Below are 22,056 nucleotides of genomic sequence, written 5' to 3' on the forward strand. Positions count from 1 at the left end.
CAGCAACGCGCTCATAACCTTCTATCCATCGACAGCTTTCTTTTATGCTGTCTTGTTGTTGATCATTCTCCTTACTTGTTCCTCTTGCCCACATCCAGGCATCGGTCACTCCTAAAGGGATTCGATCAGATGTTACACATAGCGTTGGATGAAGGTACATCCCTCGCTGGGCATCATAAGACAAGCGCCCTAAATCTTCGGTCTGCTGTCCATTGAAGTCTAGTTCCGTTGTATCTTGCAGGCATAAAATAACCGCTGAATCACTTAGACGGATACGTTCTTCCACGTTATTTGCATGTCCTTCAAGCACCTTATCCCAGGTCACATTTTCATTGGCATAAAAACGATAGGTTGCTTGCGTCTCTGCCCAACCTTGACATGATTCAGGTATGCTTGATTTTGGCGACTTGGCTAGGTTTTCGATTAGCTTTATGGCTCTATTCTTTAGTCGTTTATCACCTAAATCTAAATTACGAAATTCTCTATTTGCCCAATTCATAGCTAAAATGATTCTACTTTACTAAATCTTAACAACTTGTGTGTAAGGAGATGATTTAAAGGAGCTACACGAAACAATTGAGTGCGCCAAACACAGCCCTGAATTAAGAGAAATCACCAGTGCCTTCCGTGTAAAAAAACATAATCATCAAGCGGGTTTATTGATTTGGCTGCATAACGATGAAAAAGATATTGAACATAATATTAAACCAAGCTTGTCAAATATCCAGCTTGAGCAATCCAATAATGTACCTGTTTACTTAATAGATAATGCTCGCGCATCTTTCCTGCTAAAAGTCGTTGACGATTTAAAGCTGCGCTCACTTGATAAAAAAATTGAATTTTTTTATCCTCAACTTGGAACATCAGTAGGAGTAAATGAAGAACGTACAGGTAAAGTAATTCCATTAGAGCTAATTGTTGCGGACATTATTCCTGGTATTATTCGTAATTCAGACGGCGGAGTTCATGAGCTAGTTATCTATGCTAACCAATCTTTTAGTCTTGATGCTTATAAAAAGTTAATTGCCTATTCTTTACAGTTCGCAACTGGTTTAGTTTCAATAATAAAAATAGCAATGCCTGATTATAATCCCGCCCACCATGGAAATGATGCAATACAGGCTCGTCTTGCCTTCAATAGCCGTACAGAAACCATAACGCCATTTTCTTTTGAACGTTCTATATTGAATTTTCTTGATAGGGAAACAGAATGAATTCGGGATTTGATATTAATTCAAGTATTTTTTTGGGTAATGACCTTCGTGTGTTGCTTAATAGCGAACTTATCTCATACGGAGAAGTTCATAATACATTAAAAGAAAAAGGGGTTTTTGTAGGAGGTAACGACAAACCAGTTACAGTTCCTCTTTTGTCTGCAACGTTGCTTACACCCGATGATTTTTCAAAGCTGATAGAAAGTAGCGTAAGTCGTGAATCACGACCAAAAGTAAAGCCTCTTTTAGGTTTAGAGCTTTCGGCGGCAGGATTAGATTGGATTACCCCACTTAAGAAATTGTTATTTATAGAAGAATTTCAACCACTTTCTAATAAAGGAAACGAAGAATTTGTTATTGAACCGCAAGTTATTGTTGAAGGCAAGAATAAAATATCAATTTCTTATTCCATCAACCGGAAAGACTTTAGCCAGGATTATTTACAACGAGAGTTAATTTTTAGAGGGGAAATAACGATTGAACAACAAGGCAACGCCCTCAAACTTGATTTTGCTTCCACTCACTCTTCAAAAGGAACCGAAGCCGTCAACAAAAATATAACTTCTCGTATTACAAAGATACTAAACGATTCAAAGTTAGTATCTAATACAAAACCACAACAAATTACTTTTGACTCTTTCACAAACGAAGAAAGGGTTAGGTTCTTTAAACGACTTACTGCTGGTTTCCCTAAATGCCTTGCGTTGGGAACTGTTAATGATATTGAGATCAGTCTTGATAAAAACGCACCTCCGTTGCCGGATCATCCACAAATCGCCTGGATGAATCAGGCTGTACGGCGTTTGAAGATTGATGGAGATCGCCTTAATGATGTCTTTTTGATTAAAGATGAACAGTATTATCAGTATTACCACATTCTGCGTATTGATGTGACATTTCCATTCTTAGAAGCCGCGAACTCAGGTGAGTGTCAAATCAGCTTTTCATTTAGCCATTCAGGACGTAACAAGGCAGATATTTCGTCTGCTGAATTAACTTTTGAATTAGTTCGAACAACCTATGAAAATACTATTAATCCGGGAGCTAAGAAAATAGTTTTAACAGCTATTCATAAAGCTGTTCGTTCTTTAATTGAACAAAAATACGAACAATTAATTTCAGATCGAATGAGTACAGCAGCTTAAACTTCACAAAATAAACAAAATAGCTCAGCTAATCAGGAGGCGCACCGCGGCCCCTGATTGGCTATAACTGCGGTAGGTTGGGCTGAATGCAATGAAGCCCAACAAATCGAAACCTTGATTGTTAGGCTTCGCTTCGCCCTACCCAACTTATCGTGCATGAGGGAGATGACCAATGAGTGAAATAAGCAAACAAGAGCTTGAAGACATTACCAAACGTTATCAGGAACTGATGGCGTCGCAGCAAACGCTATTACTGTCGACGGCTTCAGCAAACGGCGTTCCTGACATCAGTTACGCACCTTTTGTGCGGGACGATGCCGGAGTCTTTTATATCTATGTCAGCGAGATGGCCTGCCATACGGTTAACTTGCTGAATAACCCGCAGACATCGATATTGTTTATCCGTTCGGAATTCGAATCGCCTAACCTTTTTGCACGAGAACGTGCGGTGTTAAGTTGTAGTGTCACCGAAATAATCCGTGACGATGCAATTTACGCTGAACGGGTACAGGCCATGCAGGATAAGTTTGGCGAGGTGGTTAGTGTGTTGCGCTCATTATCGGATTTTCATTTGTTTGCATTGCGTCCGGAAAATGGACGGTACGTTATTGGTTTCGGTCGCGCCTTCAGTATTAATGTGAACGATGGCGCCTTGCGTCATATTTAGCCGAGTATCTGTAAAGCAGCTCAGAAAATAGCGATGCCATCGTTGATCAAGCGACATTAACTCAGGCGTCTGGAGTGCAGGCTTCGCCTGCTTGCAGGCGAAGCCTGCACTCCAACTCGCCTCGGATTGAATGAGCTTAATGCCACTAATCCTCTTATATTTACACCGGTAGCCAGTTGTCGCCTTTCTGTATTGAATGTTTGCAAAAATACCAATAGTTATTAATAATTGGTACATAGATAAAAGCGGAGTTATAGCTGATGCAAAAAAATACCAGCGTTTCGATTGGACTTCATTTTGAAAAATTCATTGCCGACATCGTCGAAGAAGGGCGCTTCGGTTCTAAAAGTGAGGTTGTCAGGGCGGGGCTTAGGCTTTTGGAGGCTCAAGAAATAAAGTTGGCTGCTTTACGTTCCGCGCTGATAGAAGGGGAAGAAAGCGGAATTGCTGAAAATTATTCGCTGACAGGTTTGATTGAAGAGCTTGATAAAGAAGAGGGCGCGTAATGCCGTCTTTTCGGTTGTCTCGTAGATACTTGTGTATAACGACGAGCTTAGAACGTGGGAACCATAAAAACTTAAATTTTTGCGTGAAAGCCCCTTTGAAAAGGCTTAACCATGGCTGCGGCCGAAAAGGCCATTTTCGAATACATTCTGGCTAAACGGACAATTTGATGTGAAAATTGATTAACCCCTTTACCGCCTGAACACCTTCCTAATCAACAAATGCCGGATATTTCCCAATATGGTCACAGCACCAACTTAATCGGTTTGGCGACTGCGTGCATGGCCAGCCATGCTTTTAACGAAAATCCCAAACCGCTGCATATTGCAGGCACCCGCGAGTCTGCTTCAGGTTTGTTTGAGCAATTGTCCAGGCAATCAACGCACGATGATTGCGGCCGGATATTTCAAGACTATATGTGCATCGTTTTCGGCTTTGAAACCGAGCAACGACTACGCAACGACCATTCGGGAAGACGACGTTATCGCAACAGTTATCTCAGGTTAATCCAGGATTGGGGGCTGGATTCAAACAACGCCCAGGGCGCGGTTTTTAAAGGCTGGGTCGAAAGCCGCTTTGGACTATTTCCCACTTATCATAAACAGCACATAGCCAGTTTCATCAGCAAGGACTGGATCATGTATATCGAAGAAAAGATGAACAGCCGTTATCACAACAACTGCATTTACATGCAGCTGGACCTGCTGTACGAATATTGCCAGTGGATTATCGAACGTTTTCAGTTTCCGGCGGCGACACATAAAACCCTGTATCGCGGCGTCAATTCGCTGGACGACGATTGGCTTGTTCAGGATCAGGATAAGCCGCATAAAATCGTGCGTTTCAATAATATCGTTTCCTTTACCGACCGCCGCAGTATTGCCAGCGAATTCGGCGCTTATATCCTGGAGGTTGAAGTGCCGATGGTTAAACTGATTTTTTTTAATGATCTGCTGCCGCACCATGCCTGCCTTGCACGGCGAAGCCGAATATCTGGTGATCGGCGGCGATTATCGGGTTAAAGTGCAGCGTTAGAGGAAATCATGTCTACAGAACAAGTGTTGAACAAAGCGCTGGGTGCCTATTTGGGCTTTGCCTGCGGCGATGCGCTCGGGGCGACGGTGGAGTTTATGACGCCGAAACAAATCCAGAAACGCCACGGCGTGCATCGGGATATGATCGGCGGCGGCTGGCTGGCCCTGGAAGCGGGCCAAGTCACCGACGATACGCAAATGTCGCTCGCACTCGGGCAAGCCATTATCGATCATCAGGGTTGGAACATTCGGGCGGTCGCCGATAATTTTGTCGCCTGGCTGGAAAGCGATCCGCCGGATATAGGCAATACCTGTCGACGCGGCATCACGCGCTATCGGGACAGCGGCGAACTATTCGGTTTGCCTCGCGATGACGATGCAGGAAACGGAGCGTGCATGCGCAATCTGCCGGTGGCGCTGGCGACCTTAAATCGGCCGGACTATTTTAACGAATGGAGTTTACAACAGAGTCACATTACCCATAATCATCCGTTGTCTAATGCAGCTACTTTAACACTGGGGCGGATGGTCAATCAGTTGATTAATGGGCAGGATATAGACACTTGCAAACAGGAAGCGGAACAGTTGATCAGTCAATACGGCGAATTTGCCTATAAGCCTTATCCGGGCAAAGCCTCAGCCTATATTGTCGATACCATGCAAACGGTTTTACATTATTTTTTTAGCACTGACAGTTTTGAATCCTGCCTGATTGCCACCGTTAATCAGGGTGCCGATGCCGACACCACTGGCGCGTTGGTCGGTATGCTGGCAGGTGCCAAATATGGTATCGAACAGATTCCGGAGCGCTGGTTAGCCCGTTTGGATCAACAGGTTGTCGAGCAAATACGTCAACAGACGACGGGGCTTATCCGGCTTGCGGGATTACTGTAAAACCCATTTGGTGCACACCCTACGCTACTAGTTTATAGGATGCTGCCGACGTAAGGAGGCGCATCGTTCGAGACATGATATTTAAATCAATGACTGACTATCGCCGTATTTACATTCCCAATGCCACCTGGTTCTTCACTGTGAACCTTGCCCAACGACGCAACAATCAATTGCTGGTTGAAAAAATTGATTTGTTACGAGCAGCTTTTCGTTATGTGAAGGAACGTAGGCCTTTCCATATCAATGCGGTGGTGATTATGCCGGACCATCTTCATTGTATTTGGACTTTACCGCCAGAGGATGCTGATTATTCGACTCGCTGGAATATACTCAAAGGTCACTTTTCTCGTGTTATAGACAAAGGTGAAAGAATTTCGGAAAGCCGAAGCAAACGACGTGAACGCGGTTTATGGCAACGCCGCTTTTGGGCTCATTTGATCGTTGATCAAAATGATTTTAACCAACATATGGATTATATCCATTGGAATCCAGTAAAACATGGCAGGGTACAGCGAGTTATCGACTGGCCTCATTCGAGTTTCCATCGATTCGTGGCGAAGGGTATTTATCCAGCGACCTGGGGATATTCAGGGGAATTTAATATTGATGCGGGCGAATGACTCGAACGATGCGCCTCCTTGCGTCGGCAGCATCCTATAAGTTAGCCACCTTATCGGATTGAAATGCGACAGCTTATAGGATGGGCTAAGGTACGAAGCCCATCGTTCGCGATTGATGGGCTGCACGTTGTTTAGCCCATCCTATGGCCCTGTTTCTTCTGGTGTCATGTACGACAGCCGGACGGGGCATGTTGCCCCGTCCGAAACGTTTTGCGTTGGTTAAGTGTTAACCGTTTAGCCAGGCATCGCAGAAACGTAAGGGACGGGGTTGCAAACCCCGTCCCGCTTGGAGTATTATTTTTCTTCGAAGTAGACGCGATCTAAATCAAAGAATTCGTCCGAAGATAGACACAGTGCTGGGTTAAGCCCACTTGATAACGCCGCCACGTATACTTGCTTTCCGCTGCGTACAACTTCCTCGAGAACTGGTTTGTAATCGCCGTCGCCCGACACCAAATACAAAATGTCGTAGTTGTCTCGATATGCGTGGGTAAGGATATCAATGGTCATCTGGATGTCGACCCCTTTCCCGTTCGAGGAACGCGCCTTCCAGAATACACGTGGTGATAACGTTCGCGGCAGCATTGAATCTGAATGCAAATCGAATCTAAGACCTTTGATTTCCGACGATACAATATCAACGGCAGTGTTATCGCCGGTGGTATATGTATAAAAAGTTGCACGCTCTACCTCGAAATAGCCATTGAGGAGCACGGTCTTAGGCGACCACACGTAAACATCAGATTTGTGCGTTATATCCGCTTGCGGTATACGTCCTTGGCGAAGCATCTCTTGGTATCGAAAAACTAAGTTCTCGCCATCGACGAACATCATTACGCGACGAAAGGGAACCGATGGACCGCCGCCGGCAGATGTTTTGAAAGTAGAACCCATAGATTTTCTGCAGACAGCTAACGAATGTAGGCACCTTTTCAGGTGTATATTAATTTTCAATCACAGGTGTATAACGCAACTCCTGCAATCCGTTAGGCCGGATGCTATATTAATTAATAATTGATAGCAACCTTTCAGGCAAACTAAAAACACACCTCCCAAACGCCTTGATCGAACTTGGTCTATCCGGTGTAGTCAGCTTGTCAGTTCTCAATCCACCGGAAATATCAAATAATCCGTCCACTTAACCTTGCCGCTCGCTTGGTCTTCGCTCGGCAGCATGGCTACATTCCAGCCGCCGCCCAAGGCCTTGACCAGCTGCACCGAGGCTGACATCCGCTCGCTATGCAACTGCACGGCGGTCTGCCGGTTGGATAAGGCCACGGTTTGCGCGATTATCACATCCAAATAACTGACGGTTCCGGCCTTATATTGATTGATGATCAGCGCCAGCGCCTGGTTGGCGGCGGCGACGGCTTTATCCTGCACCTGTTTTTCTTCCTCCAGTATCCGCAAGGCGGCCAGATTGTCCTCCACTTCCTGAAATCCGGTCAGCACCGTTTGCCGGTAAGCGGCGACGCTGGCGTCGAAACCGTCGATCGCCTGTTTGTACTGGGCGCTTTTAGCACCGCCGTCGAATACCGTCAACGCCGCACCGGCCGGACCCAGCGCCCAATAGCGGCTGGCGGCCTTGAACAAGGTATCCAGCGTAGACGCTTGAAAACCATTGGTGGCGGCCAGATTCAGGCTCGGGTAATAAGCCGCTTTGGCTACGCCGATCTGGGCATTGGCGGCGGCGATTTTGCGTTCGGCGGCGGCAATGTCCGGACGCCGCTCCAGCAACTCCGAAGGCAGGCTAAGCGGAATCGGCGGCGGCTGCACGTCCAACGGCGCAGGAGCCAAAGACAATTCCGCCGGGGTAAGGCCGATCAATACCGCAATCGCATGTTCCAGTTTCGCCCGTTGTACGCCGAGATCGATGGCTTGGGCGCGCGCCGATTCCAGCTGGGTTTCGGCCTGCATCACATCGCTCTTGGCGACCATGCCGACCGCATAACGGTTTTTGATGATTTGCAGGGTTCTGCTGTAAGCATCCACGGTTTCGTCAAGCAGGGCTTTTTGCGCATCCAATGCCTTTAACTGAAAGTAATTATCGGCCAATGCCGCTTCGCTGGACAGCCGCAAGGCCTGCAAGGTGGCCGCGCTGGCCTGGGCGCTGCCGGTGTCGGCTTCGACCTGACGACGGACGCTGCCCCATAAATCCGGCTCCCAGGCGATTGCCCCGGCAACGCCGAACAGGCTCCTGACTCCCGACACCGCCACGTTTTGGCCGCTGGCGGCGCGGAAGCGGTTGGTCATGCCGGTAAGATTGAGTATCGGGAAAAAAGCCGATTGCGCCGATTGCACCAGATGCTGGGCTTGGCGGTATTGCGCCTCGGCCTGGATGATCGACTGGTTGGCGGCGGCGACCTGTTCTTCCAGTTGATTAAGCCGGGGATCGTTGAAAATTTCCCACCATTTGCCGGACAGCACGTTGTCGCGAGGCTGAGCCTGCTTCCAGCCTTTGCTTTCCTTGAATTCATTGGAAATCTTGGCTTCCGGGCGGACATAGTCGGGACCTACCGTGCACCCGGCCAGTTGTGCGGCTAATAGTGAATAAATCAGGAATTGGCTAATGCGAACTGTCATGTAAGTCTCAGAAATAAGTAGCTAACAAAAAAATCTTAAAATTCACCACGAAGACACGAAGCAACACGCCAGCCTTCTCCGGTTTATATTTGTCCACGAAAAACACGAAAGACACGAAACCCCAATCGGATGTTGTGTTAAAAATTTTCGTGCTTTTTGTGTTTTTCGTGGACGAAATGGTCTTTCCTGACTAATGGGAATCACCTAAGCAGCTCTATCCGCTTCGGAAGCGACGCGGTTAAAAAAACGGCCGCCAAACCACAGCCGGAAACGGTCCAGGTAAAGGTAGACGACCGGTGTCGTGTAAAGCGTCAGCATTTGGCTGAAGATCAAGCCGCCGACAATGGAAATGCCCAGCGGCTGGCGCAGTTCAGCGCCGTAACCGCTGCCCAGCGCCAGCGGCAGCGCACCGAACATCGCCGCCAGCGTGGTCATCATGATCGGCCGGAAACGCAGCAGACAGGCTTGAAAAATCGCCTCGCGCGAATCCAGCCCGAGCTCGCGTTCGGCAAACAACGCAAAATCGATCATCATGATCGCGTTCTTCTTGACAATGCCGATCAGCAAAATCACGCCGATCAGCGCAATGATGCTGAATTCGGTATCGCAAGCCATCAGCGCCAACAGCGCGCCGACCCCCGCTGAGGGCAGCGTGGACAGGATGGTCAACGGATGAATATAGCTTTCGTAAAGTACGCCCAGTACAATGTAAATGCTGACCAAAGCGGCCAGAATCAAAAAAGGCTGGTTGCGTAACGATTCCTTGAAAGCTTTGGCCGAACCCTGAAAGCTGCCTTGAACCGCATTCGGCACGCCGATGTCGCGCATGGTTTTTTCGATCAGTTCGGTGGCGGTGGACAGCGAGGTGCCGGGCTTAAGATTAAACGACAGCGTGGCGGCGGCGAACTGCCCTTGATGGTTGACCGACAGTGGCGTGTTGGTCGGCGCAAAGCTGGCCAGCGCCGACAACGGCACCTGAAGCGCGCCCGCTTGTTCGCCGGACGGCAAGCGCTTGGCGGGCACGCTGATATAAACCTGCTTTAAAGCTTCGGGACTTTGCCAATATTCGGGTGCCAGTTCCATGACGACCCGGTACTGGTTCAGCGGGTTATAGATCACCGACACCTGGCGCTGGCCGAAAGCGTCGTTAAGACTGGCGTCGATCATCGCTTGGCTGACGCCGTAGCGCGACGCCATATCCCGGTTGACCACCAAGCCGATCTGCCGGCCCTTGTCTTGCTGGTTGGTGCTGACGTCGCTAAGCTCCGGCAGCTTGGACAGCGCGGCGACCACTTTCGGCATCCATTCCCGGAGCAGAGCCAAATCGTCGGATTGCAAGGCGTAATCGAACGAACCAAGCGAAGGCCGGCCGCCGATACGCAGTTCTTGTGCAGGCGACAGATGCAGATCGGCACCGGGAATGCGTTTGACCTTATCGCGCAAACGGCCCATGACTTCTTCAATGGGCTCCCGTTCATCGTGCGGCTTCAGCACCACGAAGACCCTGGCGCTATTGCCGCTCTGCTGGCTGCCGGCAAACCCGGCCACCGTAGTGACTGCCGGATCCTGCCGCAACAGTTCGGAAATCTCGAAAAATTTTTTCTGCAAGGCCTCAAAAGAAGTACCTTGATCGGTTTGAATCTCACCATGCAGCCTGCCGCCGTCCTGGGTCGGGAAAAAACCCTTGTCGATGACCGTGTACAGGTAAATATTAAGACCTATGGTGCCGAGCAGGATCAGCATCATAATGCGGCTATGGCGCAACGCCCAGCGCAGCGAGCTTTCGTAAGCTGTCTGCACCCGGTCGAATGCCCGGCCTATGCCTTGATAGACTCGGCCATGCTGCGGACTTTCCCTGCCCACCCAACGCGCGCACAGCATCGGCGTGACGGTCAGCGACACCAGCAACGATACCAGCACCGCCGCCGACAGCGTCACCGCAAACTCCCTGAACAAGCGGCCGACCACGCCGCCCATCAACAAAATCGGCAAAAACACCGCCACCAGCGACACGCTCATCGCCATCACCGTAAAGCCGACTTCCTTGGCGGCCAACAGCGCAGCTTTGAACGGCGCTACGCCTTTTTCGATATGGCGGCTGGTGTTTTCCAGCACCACGATGGCGTCGTCGACCACAAAGCCGGTGGCGATGGTCAGCGCCATCAGGGTCAGATTGTTCAGGCTGTAGTTGAAAAAATACATGGCCGCACAAGCGCCGAGCAAGGATGCCGGCACCGCAATAATCGGCACCAGCGTGGAACGCATATCGCGCAAAAACACCAGCACCACCAGGATCACCAGCACGATGGCGATCAATAGACTGTGCTCGACTTCGACAATCGAAGCCCGGATGGTCAGCGAACGGTCGATAACCACCGACAGATCGATGGCGCTGGGAATGGAAGCGCGCAGTTGCGGCAATAGGGCCTGAACCTGGTCGACGGTTTCAATCACGTTAGCCAGCGGTTGCTTTCTGAGGATCATCAGCACCGACTGCTTGCCGTTGTTCAGTCCGGTATTGCGAAGATCTTCAACCGAATCCACGACCTCGCCGAGATCGGAGATTCTGACCGGCGCGCCGTTGCGGTAGTTGACGATCAGCGGCAGGTAATCGGCGGCTTTGCGGACTTGGTCATTGGCCTGAATCTGCCAGCGTTGTTCAGCGTTTTCCAGCACGCCTTTCGGGCGGCTGATATTGGTTTGGGTGATCGTGTTCCTGACATCCTCCAGGCCGATGCCGTATTTGGTCAGCGTATTGGGGTTCAGTTCGACCCGCACCGCCGGTAACGCAGAGCCGCCGACCAGGACTTGGCCGATGCCGGGAATCTGCGCTATTTTCTGTGCCAGGATGGTCGAGGCGGCATCGTACATCTGCCCTCGACCGAGGGTGTCTGAAGTCAGCGCCAGTATCAGGATAGGCGAGTCGGACGGATTGTTCCGACGGTAACTGGGGCGATTGGGCATGCTGGTAGGCAGCAGGCTGGCGGCGGCATTGATCGCCGCCAGCACATCGCGGGCCGCGCCGTTGATGTCGCGATCCAAATCGAATTGCAGGGTAATCTGGGTAGAACCTTGCGAGCTGCTGGAAGTCATTTCGGTAATACCGGCGATGCGTCCCAAGGCCCGCTCCAGCGGCGTGGCGACCGTAGCCGCCATGGTTTCGGCGCTGGCGCCGGGCAGCTGGGCTTGTACATTAATGGTCGGAAAATCCACCTGCGGCAGCGACGCTACCGGCAAGTTCAGGTAAGCCAGGATGCCGACCAGGATGATCGCCAGCGTCAACAGGCTGGTAGCGACCGGACGATAGATAAACAGTGCCGATAGGTTCATAGTTTTTTGTCCACGAAAGACACGAAAAGCACGAAAAATTTACCCAATGACTTTTCACGTCTTTTCGCTCGTTCCCAAGCTCCAGCTTGGGAATGCAGTCTTGGAAGCTCCAGCTTCCCGACTCGCGAAGCTGCGACTGCATGGATGCAGGAGGTAGAGCAACGCAGGGAGCAGTTGCCGAGAGCTTCGTTAACTGGGTTCCCAAGCAGGAGCTTGGGAACCAGCGCAAAACTAGCTTCTTGTCCACGAAAGACTTCACTGAGCGTGACGGGGTTTGCAACCCCGTCACTCACGTTTCGTAATCTATTGAGTCTTTGAAACGTTTCGGTCGGGGTTGCAAACCCCGACCGGCATTGAGCACGAAAATCTCGCCCAATGACTTTTCGTATCTTTCGTGCTTTTCGTGGACAAATTGCGGTTCTTAAATTCATCACAAATTTCCGTCGCTTTCAGCCGGATTCAGGTTCAGCCAGCCGGACACGCGCCGGGCCAGACTGTCCATCCATAAATAGATTACCGGCGTGGTATACAGCGTCAATAACTGGCTCAGCAGCAAGCCGCCGACCATGGTGATGCCCAGCGGATGACGCAACTCCGAACCGACGCCGCTGCCCAGCATCAATGGCAAAGCGCCGAGCAATGCGGCCAGCGTGGTCATCAAAATCGGCCGGAAACGCAGCAGACAAGCCTGGAAAATTGCATCTTCCGGCGACATACCCTGTTTGCGCTCGGCTTCCAGCGCGAAGTCGATCATCATGATCGCGTTCTTCTTGACGATGCCGATCAACAGGATAATTCCAATAATACCGATGATGCCCAGATCGCCGCCGGATACGATCAAAGCCAACAATGCGCCAACCCCGGCAGACGGCAGCGTAGACAGGATGGTGATCGGATGGATATAGCTTTCGTACAGTACGCCGAGCACGATATACACAGTAACAATCGCGGCCAGAATCAGCCACAGGGTGTTGCCCAGCGAGGCTTGAAACGCCAGCGCCGCGCCCTGGTAACTGGTGCGGATGCTCAACGGCAAGTTGATTTCCTGCTTGATCCGGTCGATCGCTTTGACCGCATCGCCCAGCGCCGCGCCCGGAGCCAGGTTAAACGATAATGTCGCGACCGGGAACTGGTCGAGATGGTTGATCGACAGCGGCGTCGGTCGTTCCGATATTTCGGCTATCGCCGACAGCGGCACCTGCGTGCCGTTGCTGGAAGGAATCCGTAAATCGTTCAGAGCTTCCGGCGAACTTTGCGCGGCCGCATCGACTTCAAGCACCACCCGGTACTGGTTGGACTGGGTGAAAATAGTCGATACCAGCCGTTGCCCGTAAGCGCTATACAGCGTATTGTCGATCGCCGCAGTGCTGACGCCGAGGCGGCTGGCGGTGCTGCGGTCGATATTGACATAGACTTGTTGACCCTGGTCCTGCACATCGCTGGTCACATCGGCAAATTCCGGCTGGCCGGAGAGTTCCTCGACCAGCTTATGCGTCCAGCGGTTTAATTCATCAATATCAGGTGTCTCCAGCGTGAACTGGTACTGGGTGCGGCTGACGCGGTTTTCCATAGTCAAATCCTGCACCGGCTGCAAATACAGCCTTACCCCGGCCAGCACGGCCAGCTTGGGTTTGAGTCGGGCGATGACTTCGGTTGCGCTCAGTTTGCGTTCGGCTCGCGGCTTCAGGTTGATCAGAAAGCGGCCGGCGTTGGGCGTGGTGTTGATGCCGTCGACGCCGATGAACGACGACAGGCTGTCCACTGCCGGATCCTCAAGCAGCAGTGCGGCCAGTTTTTGCTGATGTTCGGCCATCGCCGAGAACGACACGTTTTGCGGCGCTTCGGAAAAACCCTGGATGATGCCGGTATCCTGTACCGGGAAGAAGCCTTTGGGGATGAACACATACAGCGCCACGGTCAGCGCTGCGGTGGCAAAAAACACCGACATGGTCAGGACTTGCCGCTGCATGACCCATTCCAGGCTGCGGCCGTAAGCGGCAATCAGCTTGTCGAACCAGTCGGCGGGTTTTTCAACGTCGGCATGTTCCGATTTCGAATGCAGCAGCTTGGCGCACATCATCGGCGTCAGCGTCAGTGACACGATTGCGGAAATCAGGATCGCTACCGCCAGCGTGATCGCAAATTCCCGGAACAACCGTCCGACCACGTCGCCCATGAACAGCAGAGGAATCAGCACGGCGACCAACGAAAAGGTCAACGAAATGATGGTAAAGCCGATTTGTTCGGAGCCTTTCAAGGCGGCTTTTAAAGGCGATTCGCCGCGCTCGATATAGCGGGAGATATTCTCGATGACCACAATCGCATCGTCGACGACAAAGCCGGTGGCGATGGTCAGCGCCATCAGCGTCAGGTTGTTGATGCTGAACTCGGCCAGATACATCACCGCAAAAGTGCCGACCAAAGACAGCGGCACCGCGACGCCCGGAATGATGGTGGCCGGGACATTGCGCAGGAACAGGAAAATCACCATCACCACCAGCGCCACCGCCAGCAGCAACTCGAACTGCACATCATGCACCGAGGCGCGGATGGTTACGGTACGGTCGGTAAGCGGCAGCACTTCGACGCTGAGCGGCAACGACGCCTGCAATTTCGGCAGCAGTTCCTTGATACGGTCAACCACCTCGATAACGTTCGCGCCGGGCTGGCGCTGGATGTTGACGATCACCGCCGCATCTTTGTTCGCCCAGGCCGCCAGCCGGACATTTTCCGCACCGTCGATTACTTCGGCGACCTCGGACAGCTGCACCGGCGCATTGTTGCGGTAAGCCACCACCAAATCGCGGTATTCCGCCGCCGAGCGCAGTTGGTCGTTGCTGTCGATAATCGCCGAGCGCATCGGACCGTTGAACATGCCTTTCGGCTGGTTCACGTTGGCGGCGGCGATCGCGCTGCGCAAATCCTCCAGGCTCAGGCCGTAAGCGGCCAGCGCTTTATGATTGGCCTGAATCCGCACCGCAGGACGCTGCCCGCCGCTGATGCTGACCATGCCGACGCCGGATAATTGGGCGATTTTCTGCGCCAACCGGGTATCGACCAAGTCCTCGACCTTGAACAACGGCAAGGCTTTGGAACTGACCGCCAGCGTCATGATTGGCGTGTCGGCCGGATTGACCTTGCTGTAAATCGGCGCTTGCGGCAAATCGTTCGGCAGGAAATTGGAGGCGGCATTAATCGCAGCCTGCACGGTTTGTTCGGCGATGTCCAAGTCCAGGTTCAGATTGAACTGCAGGGTAATCACCGACGCGCCGCCGGAGCTGGTCGATGACATCTGGGTCAGTCCCGGCATCTGGCCGAACTGGCGTTCCAGCGGCGCGGTGACTACCGAGGTCATCACCTCGGGACTGGCACCCGGGTATAACGTGACCACCTGGATGGTCGGATAATCGACCTGCGGCAAAGCGGAAACCGGCAACATCCGGTAAGCCAGGATACCGACCAGCAGCATCGCCACCATCAGCAACGAAGTCGCCACCGGGCGCAGGATGAATAGCCGGGATGGATTGAAGTTCGGCAGGGTATGGTTTGAGGGCGTCATATTCAATCTAAAAAATCATTTGATCCACGAAAGACACGAAAAGCACGAAAATATTCAAAGAAATACCAAGTTGGTGCGTAATACAACATACTGATTCCTTTTTCGTGTCTTTCGTGCTTTTCGTGGACTAATTGCGGTTTTTAAATTCAAGGAAGTTTATCTTTTTTACGCGACTTGCCTTCGGACTTGGCCTGTATAGCAGGATCGGCCGCCACGGCTAACCCGTCTTTTTGGGCAATATCGACCCGGCCGCCTTCGCGCAGCCTGTCGGTTCCTTCCACCACCACCGTTTCGTTGGCGGCAAGATTACTGAGCACCGCAACCTTATCCCCTTCGGTCGGTCCCAAAGTGATGCGGCGCACCTGTGCGGTTTTTTCCTGGCCGACCACGTAGACAAACGGACCCTGGGTATCATGCTGAATCGCGGCGCTGGAAACCACCGTCACACCGGGCAAGGTGTCCAGGTGCATTTTGATGTTGACGAACTGATTGGCGAACAGTGTGCTCTCGTTATTATCGAATTGCGCTTTCAGTTTCAGCGTGCCGGTGGTGGAATCGATCTGGTTGTCCAGCGCCAGCAATTTGCCGTCAGCCAGCTTGATTTTACCGGCTCGGTCATAGGCCTCGACGCGGACCGGTTCGTTGGTTCGCCGGCGCTGCACCACCGCCGGCACATTATCTTCGGGCAGGGTAAACACCACGCTGACCGGCTGGAGCTGGGTAATCACCACCAAACCGTTGGTATCGCTGGCATGGACGATGTTGCCCTGATCGATCTGACGCAATCCGACCCTTCCGGAAATCGGCGCGGTCAGCCTGGCGTAGCTAAGCTGGAGCTTGGCGTTATTGACCTGGGCTTTATCCATTTCCACAATGCCGCGATATTGTTTGACCTGGGCTTCCTGGGTCATGGTTTGCTGGGCGGAAATAGAATCCTGTTCCAGCAGGGTCAGGTAGCGATCATGGTCTATCTGGGCATTTTTCAACAGTGCTTCATCGCGCAGCAACTGACCTTCAGCCTGTTGCAACTGTACCTGAAACGGACGCGGATCGATTTCCGCCAGCAAATCGCCTTCCTTAACCATCTGGCCTTCATTGAACGCTACTTTCACCAATTCGCCGTCAACTCGGGGCCGCACGGTCACGGTGCGCAATGCGGTTACCGTGCCCAAGCCGTTCAGGTATACCGGAAAATTGGCTTTACCTGCGGTTTCTATCGCCACCACTGCCGGTGCGTCATCATCATGTCCGCGTTTGCCGCCTTTGGAACCTGATTTGGCATCGGGAGACGACGAATGCTGAAAATAAAAGCCTGCTGCGATCAGTGCCAGCACGATCAACGAAGTGGACAGTAAAAAAGACCGGCGCCGGTTGGCAGGCGGAAGTAATTCATGGCGATTGTCTTGACTCATACGGACGTTTTTAAATTAATAGTTTGGGAGCGGATAGCTTGAATACCGGCCAGCGAGAATTGCACGACATGTTCGGCAAACGCCTTGGTGTCGCTTAAGTCGCTGGGATGGCTGCGAAACGGCCGGGCGCCTTGCATGTGCTTTAACCGCAGCAGCTGAAAACATTGACCCATGATGCTGGCATGGCAGTATTGGATTTGTTGCTCGCTGGCCGCCTGTCCCAGGCATTCTTTCAGCAAAGCGAACATTTGCAGGCGTTGCGGATTGATTTCCTTTTCCAGAATATCGGCCAGCAGCCGGGTAGGCTGCGCCATTTCCTTATGAATAATCGCAAACGAATAGGAATTCTCGTCGCCGATACGGCGGACCAGGGATTTAATCCGCTCGGCCAGCTGTTGTTCCGCCGGTGCATCGTTCATCAGGCCGCCGTCGGGCGGATACAGAGCAAGTTCCTGGTTGAAAGCAAAACGCCAGGATTCCAGATAGAGGGTTTCCTTGTCGCGGAAATGATAATTGACCGAGGCAATATTGGCTTTTGCCTGTCCGCAGATTTCGGCTATCGTCGCGTCCTGAAAGCCTTTCTCGGCAAAGATTCGGCTGGCTGCGGTTAACAGTCGGGTGCGGGTTTTTTCCGGCTTGGTTTTAAGATTAGGCATGCAGGTAAATTGGTTCAAACAGACGTATTAATTATGTTTGGTAATTGTAATTGAAATTTGTAATTTAAATAGGCATTTTAAATTGGGCATTGTTTATATCAAATTTTATACTATTGTTTTTTATCTGTTTTTTATTCTCGCGTCACTCTTGATTGCTTAAAAAGCGGCAACGGTTGCGCAAGAGCTGTCTGTCAGGATCAATATATGAATGAAAATAGATCAAGGCAAAAGCATTGCACTTTTACCCTGATCCGGGTCGGACCGGCTATTTGGCGGCTGCCGGTTTGCCAATGACGGTGCGCAGATCGGCCAGCATGATGGGGTACCGCGATGTCAACCGCCGGGTTCGCCTTGACTGCTGATACGTTGATGTCAAGCACCGGGTAGCCGCCCTGGCTGCGGACGATGTGACTTGGAAACTGTACGCCGCCGAAGTCTTTGTAATCGCTGTAGCGGCTTTCGACCAGCGTGTCGCCCAGGCCCATAGGATGTGCCGAGGTACAAGGCGCATCGTTCGCGATTGATGCGCTTCACTACGTTCAACACATCCTACCCGCTGATAATAATCGCTTTATAATTTTTCATGAATTCTCCTAAGGAAATATTTTATGGGTTTGCAAACGGTTTGATTCAAGGTTGATTACAAGCTAAAAACTCCCTCTTACTCCAGTCGGCTATTTTTTAGAAACTTGACTGCCACCGGCTAATTGCCAGTTATTGCACTACAAGACGCTCTGCAAGTTTAAAGAATTGTCGATATGCAACATTTAACAGTCAATTTTTATGCCAACCTTTAATGCATTGTTTTTAAAGAAATATAAATATTGAAGCCGAAGTGTGATGGTGCTTGACCAGCAGGTGCTGCTGAGCGACTGCTTATTGGGCAACTATGTGGTGACCGTAGCGACTGAATGTGATCGCCGGTTCACTCCCGATGCCAGATCAACTCGCCGTTCTTGTAAACCGACCTGACCCGATGCAAGGGAATGGTATGCGTCTGTCCCTCGTCGCGATCGATCAGTTCGAAAACGCTGGGGCAGTCCTGTGGAAATTTGATTTCGCGAAACGGCACATGGATGATTTCATGCTCAATCCGGTCGTAATAACCGATGACGAATTCGCCGCGGCCGAATTCCGGATCCCAGCGGATGCGATGGAGGAGGTCTTGAATGGGGATCATGATGGATTTACCGGCTTGCAAGGATTTTGACTAAACCGGTTCCGTCGGCGGCCCGGGTGATGTCTATCCGCGCCAGTCCGAAACGCTTAACCACCCAGGCGTTGGTGACGAGATGCGGACTGATGCGCTCGACGCCGAAAATGGATTCACCCCGGCAAAAGGCGGCCGGCAGGATCAACTGATCGGCGAGATGCTGTTCCAGGGCCGCGCCCGATCGATGGTGCTGCAAGAGCGCGAAACAGGCTTCCTCGGCGACCAGCTCGGCGGGCTTTCCGCGTTTCCCTTGGGCGCCGAAGCCGGCCAGGCTGTTTTCGTAATGCGCGGTCAAATACAAGCCTGCTCCAGGGCAGGCCGCTTCCAAAACGGCTGCCTCGATTTCCGTAGCCATCCCGGCCTGCTCCAGAAGATCGCGCGCATGGGCAGCCATCCGTTCACAAATATGGGCGGGCAGGTTGGCGGCCAGGGCGCGCCCCGTAACCGCATGCAGCGGACCACGATGTTCAAGCCGCAGGGGCCGCAATTCCCCCGATCCCGCGATTCGCAGCCTTACCTCTCCTCGCCCCACCGGATACCAGCCGGACCGCACCAGGGAAAGCTCGGCATGCATCCCCATACGGGCAAGCGTAGGCAGCCAGACATCGTGCACATAATCGTAGGAAGGACTCATGTCGACGTGCGTGCCTCCGCGCAAGATGACGGTGGATACGCCCGAAGCCAGCGCCAGCGGCGGCAGCAGGGTTTGCAGCACCAGCATAACCGCGCCGGCGCTGCCACCTTCCCGTGCCTCGGCCACGTCCAGGGAGTAATCGCCGGCCCGAACAGGCCTGCGGGGGATGAATTGCAGCGTTTGCGAGCCGAGTTCCGCGCCCTTCACTTCGGCGTCGCAAAGCATCGCCGCCGCCCGCACCGAAGTGAGATGCTGCGCCGCCAGCCCCGGCTTTTTCCTGTTCGCGCGGAGGTTCTCGATGCGCACCGGACGCCCGGTGATGGCGGACAGACTCAATGTGCTGCGCAGGATTTGCCCGCCGCCTTCGCCGTGGGAACCGTCGATGATGAGCTTATCCGTCATATACTAAATCTCCCCGCACTAAAGGATAATCTTAAAAAATCAAGATATAAGGTTGGGCATACGGTGATGGAGAAATCCGCCGCCATATCGAAACATCGCAATGTTGGGCATAAAAGCATGCTCAACCTACAGGACTTAAATCGTAGCGTCAATTGCGCGTAGCGGTTTAGTCCCATGCCAAAAACCGGTCAGTCAGTAATTTCTAGGGCATGTCTGGTGAAACTTTGAAACCAGTCATTCAACGACAGCTGTAATCTAAATATCGATTTTTCTAAAAAAATAATCGAATTTCCCTTTCCGTAGTGGAAGCTCCGTTGGCCCGCTCTGTTAAGCCCCTATTCATTTCATACAGGGATAATCTTAGCTAACCATAATTGCTTATAAAATAGCCAGTTGGCTTCAGTCACCTAGGGTCAAAGCTTATGAAAAAGTTTATTTTATTAATTTAAATGATTGCCATTTTTTGGAGAAAACATGAAAAAATATAATTTATTAACAATGTTGGCGCTTTCTGCATTAGCCACTGGGTGCGCATCTATGAGTGGCTGGCATCCGATTATCGATCATCGCATAGACCAACATCCAGAAACCGTTCAGCGCGACATGGTAGAGTGTAAGACACTGGCAAAACAAGCATCGGATATCACGAAAGAAGTCGCTATGGGCGCAGGTGTCGGTGCTGTTACTGGTGCAGCTGGTGGCGCAGCTGTTGGCGCTATAGCGGGCAGTGCTGCAACAGGTGCCGCGGGTGGTGCTATTTTGGCCATTCCCGCTGGATTGTGGAAAGGTTATGAAGCCAACGAGAATTTTAAACGAGCATTCAGAACATGTATGCGTCAGCGCGACCATATACTGGTCAACTAAAGGGAACCTTGAAAAACCGCCATTTTTGACGAAGTCATCGTTCCTGGAAAAACCGAAATTTCTGCTGCGGACGTACAATCAGGTAGCCAATAAAAAGTGTGAACCTGATGTGCCCGCCCAATATCGACACAGCTCAAGCCTGAAATAGGGCAAAAACGATTTTCGCTAGTTTCCAAGCAGGAGCTTGGGAACCAGCGTAATCCCGCTCCTTAATGGAGGTTAAGTTCTTTAGCCGCAACCAGCAACTCGTCGATAAAGTGCTGCGTGTACACAGGCAGGTAGTTGTTTTTCAGATAGGCGATCTTGGTTCTTGAGCTGGGAATAAGATGCGACAAATCCCGCGCAACCAGATCATGATCCACCTCCGGATCATAGGCCATGCCTGCAATAATGCCGACCCCCATCCCTAAGCGTACATAGGTCTTGATCACATCGGTATCGGCGGCGGCCAGGATAATATCCAGTTTCATATCGGTGTTGTTAAATGCAGTCTCGATATTTGAGCGACCGGTAAAACCAAAACTGTAGGTGAGTATCGGATAAGAGGCGAGCCGCTCAAGCGAAATTTCGCCCTCGCTCAGCGGATGATGTTGCGGCACCACCACCGCATGATGCCATTCGTAGCAGGGCTTGACGATCAAGTCGGTATCTTCGCCGACTTTCTCGGTGCAGATCGCGATATCCGCTTTGCGGGTATGCAGTTTGTTAATCAGTTGTTCGGGCGACGCTTCTACCATATAAATCCTGACGCCCGGATATTTTTCCCTGAAGCGCAGGATAGGTTTCGGTAAAAAATACCTGGCCTGGGTGTGGGTGGTCGCAATGTGCAAAACGCCTTGGTTGCTGTCGATAAAGTCGGCTGCTATGGTCTGGATATTGTTTTTGGCCATGTTAATGGTTGCGACCTCCTCCATGATGCGGCAACCCAAAGAGGTCAAGCCTATCAATCTTTTACCCTGCCGTTCATACAAAGGGGAACCCAGTTCGGCTTCGAAAAGCTGCAATTGCCGACTGACCGCCGATTGCACGATATGCATTTTTTCCGCCGCTTTTGAAAGGCTGAAATCATTTTCCTGAAGAACGCGAAGCAATTCAATTTGGCTTAAATTCATTGTTGGGGATGTTTCCTTGATTAAAAAGCATGCCGATCGGTGTAGCGTACCAAAAGTAGGCGCTTTAGGCGACCCGAGAACTTACGCTAATGAAACCAATGCGCGTGGCGTATCCGCAGCTCAACCTTGTCGCCTCTATTCAGCTGCAAGCGTCTGAACTGGTCATTGGGCATTTCCGCATAAACGCTTGCCGCCTGTCCATTCGCGCCGCTC

At 51.6% G+C, this 22,056-nt stretch carries 17 protein-coding genes and 2 pseudogenes; 8 read left to right on the forward strand and 11 right to left on the reverse strand.

The genetic code is table 11. The features are described 5' to 3' along the window. The coding region (locus RW114_RS15950) for an IS4/Tn5 family transposase DNA-binding protein (RefSeq protein WP_340123760.1) at nucleotides 1-499 on the reverse strand (499 nt) is incomplete at its 3' end. A gap of 67 nt (nucleotides 500-566) precedes the next feature. Here RW114_RS15950 and RW114_RS15955 point away from each other — a divergent pair. The 7 genes and pseudogenes from RW114_RS15955 to RW114_RS15985 all read left to right on the forward strand — a co-directional run. After that, nucleotides 567-1,214: pseudogene (locus tag RW114_RS15955) on the forward strand (PD-(D/E)XK nuclease domain-containing protein); the annotation flags it as partial. Further along, on the forward strand, nucleotides 1,211-2,359 hold the full coding sequence (gene gapS4b, locus RW114_RS15960) for a GapS4b family protein (RefSeq protein ID WP_340123762.1): 1,149 nt from the start codon (nucleotides 1,211-1,213) through the stop codon (nucleotides 2,357-2,359). The pseudogene RW114_RS15955 and the gene gapS4b, both read left to right, overlap by 4 nt. 172 nt (nucleotides 2,360-2,531) lie before the next feature. Further along, nucleotides 2,532-3,026 (forward strand): HugZ family pyridoxamine 5'-phosphate oxidase, encoded by a 495-nt coding sequence (locus RW114_RS15965; RefSeq protein WP_340123763.1) that lies wholly within the window; start codon nucleotides 2,532-2,534, stop codon nucleotides 3,024-3,026. A gap of 260 nt (nucleotides 3,027-3,286) precedes the next feature. After that, the gene (locus RW114_RS15970) at nucleotides 3,287-3,532 is read left to right on the forward strand and encodes a type II toxin-antitoxin system ParD family antitoxin (protein ID WP_340123764.1); all 246 of its coding nucleotides are present in this window, start codon (nucleotides 3,287-3,289) and stop codon (nucleotides 3,530-3,532) included. Between the two features lie 219 nt (nucleotides 3,533-3,751). Beyond that, a pseudogene (locus RW114_RS15975) lies at nucleotides 3,752-4,565 on the forward strand (NAD(+)--dinitrogen-reductase ADP-D-ribosyltransferase). 8 nt (nucleotides 4,566-4,573) lie between these two features. Then, a complete protein-coding gene (gene draG / locus RW114_RS15980) occupies nucleotides 4,574-5,458 on the forward strand; it encodes an ADP-ribosyl-[dinitrogen reductase] hydrolase (protein WP_340123765.1) in 885 nt (294 codons plus the stop codon). 89 nt (nucleotides 5,459-5,547) lie between these two features. Then, nucleotides 5,548-6,078 (forward strand): REP-associated tyrosine transposase, encoded by a 531-nt coding sequence (locus RW114_RS15985; protein WP_340123766.1) that lies wholly within the window; start codon nucleotides 5,548-5,550, stop codon nucleotides 6,076-6,078. A 294-nt stretch (nucleotides 6,079-6,372) separates the two neighbouring features. Here the strand turns inward: RW114_RS15985 and RW114_RS15990 are convergent, their stop codons facing one another. From RW114_RS15990 to rtcA, 9 genes are all read right to left on the reverse strand, one after another. After that, on the reverse strand, nucleotides 6,373-6,972 hold the full coding sequence (locus RW114_RS15990; protein WP_340123767.1) for an NYN domain-containing protein: 600 nt from the start codon (nucleotides 6,970-6,972) through the stop codon (nucleotides 6,373-6,375). Nucleotides 6,973-7,182: 210 nt separating this feature from the next. Further along, nucleotides 7,183-8,661, reverse strand: coding sequence for an efflux transporter outer membrane subunit (locus RW114_RS15995; RefSeq protein WP_340123768.1), 1,479 nt, complete (start codon nucleotides 8,659-8,661; stop codon nucleotides 7,183-7,185). Between the two features lie 204 nt (nucleotides 8,662-8,865). After that, entirely contained in the window at nucleotides 8,866-11,991 is a 3,126-nt protein-coding gene (locus RW114_RS16000; RefSeq protein ID WP_340123769.1) for a multidrug efflux RND transporter permease subunit, read from the reverse strand. 430 nt (nucleotides 11,992-12,421) lie between these two features. Continuing rightward, nucleotides 12,422-15,550: an MdtB/MuxB family multidrug efflux RND transporter permease subunit gene (locus RW114_RS16005; protein ID WP_340123770.1), complete on the reverse strand. Its 3,129-nt coding sequence runs from the start codon at nucleotides 15,548-15,550 to the stop codon at nucleotides 12,422-12,424. A 146-nt stretch (nucleotides 15,551-15,696) separates the two neighbouring features. Then, nucleotides 15,697-16,962, reverse strand: a complete 1,266-nt coding sequence (locus RW114_RS16010; protein ID WP_340123771.1) for an MdtA/MuxA family multidrug efflux RND transporter periplasmic adaptor subunit — start codon at nucleotides 16,960-16,962, stop codon at nucleotides 15,697-15,699. Next, nucleotides 16,959-17,618 carry a TetR/AcrR family transcriptional regulator gene (locus RW114_RS16015; RefSeq protein WP_340123772.1) on the reverse strand — a complete coding sequence of 220 codons (660 nt, stop codon included), beginning with the start codon at nucleotides 17,616-17,618 and terminating at the stop codon, nucleotides 16,959-16,961. Before RW114_RS16015 ends, RW114_RS16010 begins: the two co-directional genes overlap by 4 nt. 197 nt (nucleotides 17,619-17,815) lie before the next feature. Then, nucleotides 17,816-18,103 (reverse strand): hypothetical protein, encoded by a 288-nt coding sequence (locus tag RW114_RS16020; protein ID WP_340123773.1) that lies wholly within the window; start codon nucleotides 18,101-18,103, stop codon nucleotides 17,816-17,818. Between the two features lie 440 nt (nucleotides 18,104-18,543). After that, a complete protein-coding gene (locus RW114_RS16025) occupies nucleotides 18,544-18,798 on the reverse strand; it encodes a DUF504 domain-containing protein (protein ID WP_340123774.1) in 255 nt (84 codons plus the stop codon). Nucleotides 18,799-18,805: 7 nt separating this feature from the next. Beyond that, nucleotides 18,806-19,867 carry an RNA 3'-terminal phosphate cyclase gene (gene rtcA / locus RW114_RS16030; protein WP_340123775.1) on the reverse strand — a complete coding sequence of 354 codons (1,062 nt, stop codon included), beginning with the start codon at nucleotides 19,865-19,867 and terminating at the stop codon, nucleotides 18,806-18,808. A gap of 474 nt (nucleotides 19,868-20,341) precedes the next feature. Here rtcA and RW114_RS16035 point away from each other — a divergent pair, with 474 nt between their 5' ends. Beyond that, nucleotides 20,342-20,731, forward strand: coding sequence for a glycine zipper family protein (locus RW114_RS16035; RefSeq protein WP_340123776.1), 390 nt, complete (start codon nucleotides 20,342-20,344; stop codon nucleotides 20,729-20,731). 209 nt (nucleotides 20,732-20,940) lie between these two features. On the opposite strand, the gene RW114_RS16040 is transcribed toward RW114_RS16035, so the two are convergent. Further along, a complete protein-coding gene (locus tag RW114_RS16040; RefSeq protein WP_340123777.1) occupies nucleotides 20,941-21,843 on the reverse strand; it encodes a LysR substrate-binding domain-containing protein in 903 nt (300 codons plus the stop codon). Nucleotides 21,844-22,056 lie beyond the last annotated feature (213 nt).

Origin of the sequence: Methylobacter svalbardensis (genome assembly GCF_037671525.1) — a bacterium.
Classification (GTDB): Bacteria; Pseudomonadota; Gammaproteobacteria; order Methylococcales; family Methylomonadaceae; genus Methylobacter_A; species Methylobacter_A svalbardensis.

Bases quoted from the DNA above. Each gene is read 5' to 3' on its own strand.
- RW114_RS16005 (WP_340123770.1), bottom strand. From the start codon at position 15,550: ATGACGCCCTCAAACCATACCCTGCCGAACTTCAATCCATCCCGGCTA.
- RW114_RS15995 (WP_340123768.1), bottom strand. From the start codon at position 8,661: ATGACAGTTCGCATTAGCCAATTCCTGATTTATTCACTATTAGCCGCA.
- RW114_RS15985 (WP_340123766.1), top strand. From the start codon at position 5,548: ATGACTGACTATCGCCGTATTTACATTCCCAATGCCACCTGGTTCTTC.
- RW114_RS16040 (WP_340123777.1), bottom strand. From the start codon at position 21,843: ATGAATTTAAGCCAAATTGAATTGCTTCGCGTTCTTCAGGAAAATGAT.
- RW114_RS15965 (WP_340123763.1), top strand. From the start codon at position 2,532: ATGAGTGAAATAAGCAAACAAGAGCTTGAAGACATTACCAAACGTTAT.
- draG (WP_340123765.1), top strand. From the start codon at position 4,574: ATGTCTACAGAACAAGTGTTGAACAAAGCGCTGGGTGCCTATTTGGGC.
- RW114_RS15970 (WP_340123764.1), top strand. From the start codon at position 3,287: ATGCAAAAAAATACCAGCGTTTCGATTGGACTTCATTTTGAAAAATTC.
- RW114_RS16010 (WP_340123771.1), bottom strand. From the start codon at position 16,962: ATGAGTCAAGACAATCGCCATGAATTACTTCCGCCTGCCAACCGGCGC.
- RW114_RS16015 (WP_340123772.1), bottom strand. From the start codon at position 17,618: ATGCCTAATCTTAAAACCAAGCCGGAAAAAACCCGCACCCGACTGTTA.
- RW114_RS15990 (WP_340123767.1), bottom strand. From the start codon at position 6,972: ATGGGTTCTACTTTCAAAACATCTGCCGGCGGCGGTCCATCGGTTCCC.
- RW114_RS16020 (WP_340123773.1), bottom strand. From the start codon at position 18,103: ATGGGCCTGGGCGACACGCTGGTCGAAAGCCGCTACAGCGATTACAAA.
- gapS4b (WP_340123762.1), top strand. From the start codon at position 1,211: ATGAATTCGGGATTTGATATTAATTCAAGTATTTTTTTGGGTAATGAC.
- rtcA (WP_340123775.1), bottom strand. From the start codon at position 19,867: ATGACGGATAAGCTCATCATCGACGGTTCCCACGGCGAAGGCGGCGGG.
- RW114_RS16000 (WP_340123769.1), bottom strand. From the start codon at position 11,991: ATGAACCTATCGGCACTGTTTATCTATCGTCCGGTCGCTACCAGCCTG.
- RW114_RS16025 (WP_340123774.1), bottom strand. From the start codon at position 18,798: ATGATCCCCATTCAAGACCTCCTCCATCGCATCCGCTGGGATCCGGAA.
- RW114_RS16035 (WP_340123776.1), top strand. From the start codon at position 20,342: ATGAAAAAATATAATTTATTAACAATGTTGGCGCTTTCTGCATTAGCC.